A 3,351-nucleotide genomic window follows, 5' to 3' on the forward strand; every position below is an offset into this window, starting at 1 on the left:
CCGGATTGTCGCCGGTGATATAGTCGTCCAGGCAATCGGGAAGCAGCGTGATCTGCTGACGGTCCTCACCTGCGATGAAGCGCTTCATCCCGACCTCCAAGATCGGAATTTACCCTATCAGATCAGCACGTTTTCACACAGTCTGGATCATGAGCGGTCCTACGGCTAGCGACCCAACCCGGCCGCTAAAGACGCCGTTGGCGCTTCCCGAAAGCGGCCGTTGATCAGTCTTCTGCCAACTCACGCACAAAAGTGGACCTGCGCAAATCCACCCTGCCCTTGCCCTGGGTCTCACGGTCGCCAATCGCGTCGCCAACCTTGCCCTGAACCTTGCCGCCGAGTTCCTTCGCGGCGCCGGTGATGCGGTTCTCGTCCATGGTGTCCCTCATGATTGGCAGCCGGGCCCACATGCGGCGGGTCCGGCCGGTTTACGCAGAGCCGATCAGTGCTTGCCGGTGCTCTTGCCGTGAGCCTTGGTCGAGCTCTCGTGCGCCTTCGCCGAATGGCCGTGGGCCTCTTCGGCGTGCTTGCCGGCCGTCTTGGCGTCGCCCTTCTCGTGGTGCTCGGCGGCCGTCTTGTGTGACTTGGCGGCGGCCTCGTGATGCTTGGCCGCCTCGTGGTGTGCGTTCTGGGCCATGGCTGTATTCCTCGTTCGGCACCGTCACGGTGCTCGTTGCGGTCGTATCGACCGGCGCGTCCGGGTGAGGTCGTCCTCAACCGGCGTGCGGCGTGTCCTCAGGCTCACCGCGTCAATGGGCGGGCAACCTGCCATCAGCGGCGTAGCGGTTCACCGCCGAGGGAAGCTCCCGTGAGAGCCGGAAAAGTAAGTCGCCATGCGACAGGTCGGTCTGCCACGACAGGCTGTCGCGCAGCGCGGAACATGTGGCCTGCTGCCGAAGGGTGATCTCATAAACGGCGGCGTGATCGGCCGCGAAGAACGTTACCAAAGCGCGTGTTCATGCTCGGTCGGCATCCTACCCTGCGGGGTGAGCTGATCGACCACGCCAGGCAGCAATTGCGAGAGCTGCGACAGCAGGTCGGAACTGCCCATACCGGTCTGCTGCGAGAGCTGGCCCACCGTCTCCGGGCCGAGCGCGGCGCCAAGATCGTGCGGCACGATCGGCTGATTTTGGCCGTTTCCGATCCATGAATTGATCGCCCCACCGTGGCCGGCCTGGGTGAATTGCTCGATCAGGGCACCGAGACCGCCGGCTGCGCCTGCACCACCGAGCAGACCGCCGAGACCGCCCTGACCGGCGCCAGCCATGCCGCCGCCCGCGTTACCCAACATGCCGCCGAGGCCGCCGCCTCCGGCCCGCGCTGCCAGAAGGCTCATCAGGACGCCGACGAGGGGGTTAGCGCTGCCGCCCTGTTGCTGACCGGCGTTACCGCCGACCACGCTGCCGATGATGCTGTCGAGTATGCCCATGAGTGGTGCTCCGGGAGCGGCCCTTGGGCTGGGATGATCGTATGGGTCGACGATGAGGCCGAACCTAAGGATGGATGCCGAGGATCAGACTGGGTGGTTGTAGACACGCACCCTGCGGGCACCCGACATCGGCGTATCCGTACCAGCCATGGGAGCGCTCACCGCATCGTTCTCGCGCACGACCGAGCCTGCAGCTGCGTCCGAGCCGATCAAGGTCGATGTGTCCATTGGGGTCCCGTCGGCAGTCTTGCTGCTCCAGCCCTCGCTCTCCCAACCCTGGGCGCGCGCGTCGAGATCGACGGCACCGTGCTCCTCCAGGATGCGCGTGGCCACGCCGGCGTGAGCTTCATCCGCCCTCACGGTCAGCAGCGAGCCGCCGCGGCGTACGCCCTCGGCGTAAGCATGCGCGTCGGTCTCACTCACACCGGCGCCGGTCAACGAGCCGGTCAAACCGCCCGCTGCTGCACCGATGCCCGCACCGGTCAGCGTCGCCACGAGCCAACCGGCGGCCACGACCGGACCGACGCCCGGGATGGCCATCAACCCGAGGCCGGCGAGGAGGCCCGCGCCACCGCCCAGGATCGTGCCGAGCGTCGCGCCGGTCCCCGCGCCGGTGGCTGCATGCTCTGCTGTGTCGCTTGTTCCGGCATTGCCGGTCTCCGCCTTGTTGCTGACGAGGCTGATATCGGAGTGCGGCACGCCGGCCGCCTCCAACTTCGTCACAGCCGCCGCAGCGTCGTCGTAGCGGTCGTACAGGGCCGAGAGGGTCTGTGCTGGCATGAGATGCCTCCAAGAAATTCGGGTGGAATAGATCGAGCGTGGGGACCGGCTACTGGACCGCGACGTTGCCCTTGAAGTCGAGGCCGATGCTGGCAGCTTTGCCGTGCACCATCGCGCTGGCGTGCCAGATGCCGTCGCCGTCCTTCTTCAGATCCTTGACCTCATGGTAGCCGGCCCGCTCAAGCCGCCGACGGACCTCACCCTCGGTGAAGCTGTTGGCGCCCCGCTCCAGCTTGACGTTCGTCCCAGTGCCGGTGGCCGCGGGTCTGTCGTCGTGGGCGTGATCGGTGTTCGGCCGCGTCACGGCGTTCTGCCCGCCGGAGGTTGCGCTGGAGGCACCACCCGTCGCAGGCTGCCCGGTGACGGTCGTCTGCGCCGATGCGGGCGCGGCCCCGAGCAACGGCAACAGGAGCAGGATCGAGCGGTTCAGGGACATGGCCAGGCCTGTTTGTCTGATTTCGGTAGAGGGACGGGCCGATCCGAAGTCGGATCTCAGCACGGTGCGCCGCCCGGTGCGTCGAGGCTCCAGGCAGCGCGCTCTTGTGGTTCAGACCGGCTTGCGGGTACCCGGTGTAGTGCCGGCCGTGCCAGTGCGGCTGACGTTGCCGCGCTCGTCCTCGACCTCGACCTCCGTATGCCGCACCTTGTCGGTGATGGTCTCGGTGCGCTGACCCGCGTCCTTGCGAATACCGACCTCCTCGACCACGCGGGCCTCCTTCGACACCACCGCCTGCTCACGCATCTCGGTCGCCTCGATGGTCTTGCTCGCGAACAAGGCCTCGTCGGCAGCCGTCACCGGCCGGTCGACCACGCGCCGGTCGACGTGCACGGTCTCGTCGCGCAGGGTGACCTGCTCCTCAACCGGCTTCTCGACGACGAAGGAGCGAACTCGCACCCGGCCGCTCTCGGCCACGCGCTTGCCTACGTTAAGCCGCTCCTCAACGATCGGGATGTAGTCGGTCTCGCCCGTGGTCGTGCCGCCACCCTTCAGGGCCACGGCGCCTGTAGCCGCTGTTCCGGTTGCTGTCGTGCCCGTGGTCGAGCTGGCCGTCGTCGTGCCGCCGGTCGCCGAGTATCCGCTCCAGCCTTCCTTGCGCCACGTGGTCTCGCGCTGATCGAGATCGACCGAGCCGTGCTGCTCC

At 67.1% G+C, this 3,351-nt stretch carries 7 protein-coding genes; all 7 read right to left on the reverse strand.

All coding sequences use genetic code 11. The annotated features are described in order from the left end of the window. Window positions 1–224 precede the first annotated feature (224 nt). On the reverse strand, window positions 225–377 hold the full coding sequence (locus MKK63_RS31575; protein ID WP_244008406.1) for a CsbD family protein: 153 nt from the start codon (window positions 375–377) through the stop codon (window positions 225–227). Between the two features lie 65 nt (window positions 378–442). Continuing rightward, complete coding sequence (locus MKK63_RS31580; RefSeq protein ID WP_091721931.1) at window positions 443–637, reverse strand: hypothetical protein; 195 nt, start codon at window positions 635–637, stop codon at window positions 443–445. A gap of 112 nt (window positions 638–749) precedes the next feature. After that, window positions 750–947, reverse strand: a complete 198-nt coding sequence (locus MKK63_RS31585; protein ID WP_244008411.1) for a hypothetical protein — start codon at window positions 945–947, stop codon at window positions 750–752. Beyond that, complete coding sequence (locus MKK63_RS31590; protein WP_244008407.1) at window positions 941–1,429, reverse strand: YidB family protein; 489 nt, start codon at window positions 1,427–1,429, stop codon at window positions 941–943. The genes MKK63_RS31585 and MKK63_RS31590 overlap by 7 nt, the downstream gene beginning before the upstream one ends. 84 nt (window positions 1,430–1,513) lie before the next feature. Next, window positions 1,514–2,209: a hypothetical protein gene (locus MKK63_RS31595; RefSeq protein ID WP_244008408.1), complete on the reverse strand. Its 696-nt coding sequence runs from the start codon at window positions 2,207–2,209 to the stop codon at window positions 1,514–1,516. Between the two features lie 49 nt (window positions 2,210–2,258). Further along, entirely contained in the window at window positions 2,259–2,645 is a 387-nt protein-coding gene (locus MKK63_RS31600) for a hypothetical protein (protein ID WP_244008409.1), read from the reverse strand. A 111-nt stretch (window positions 2,646–2,756) separates the two neighbouring features. Then, a partial coding sequence (locus tag MKK63_RS31605) for a YsnF/AvaK domain-containing protein (protein ID WP_244008410.1) occupies window positions 2,757–3,351 on the reverse strand: 595 nt, incomplete at its 5' end.

This window comes from Methylobacterium sp. J-088 (genome assembly GCF_022829295.1).
In the GTDB taxonomy this organism is placed as follows: domain Bacteria; phylum Pseudomonadota; class Alphaproteobacteria; order Rhizobiales; family Beijerinckiaceae; genus Methylobacterium.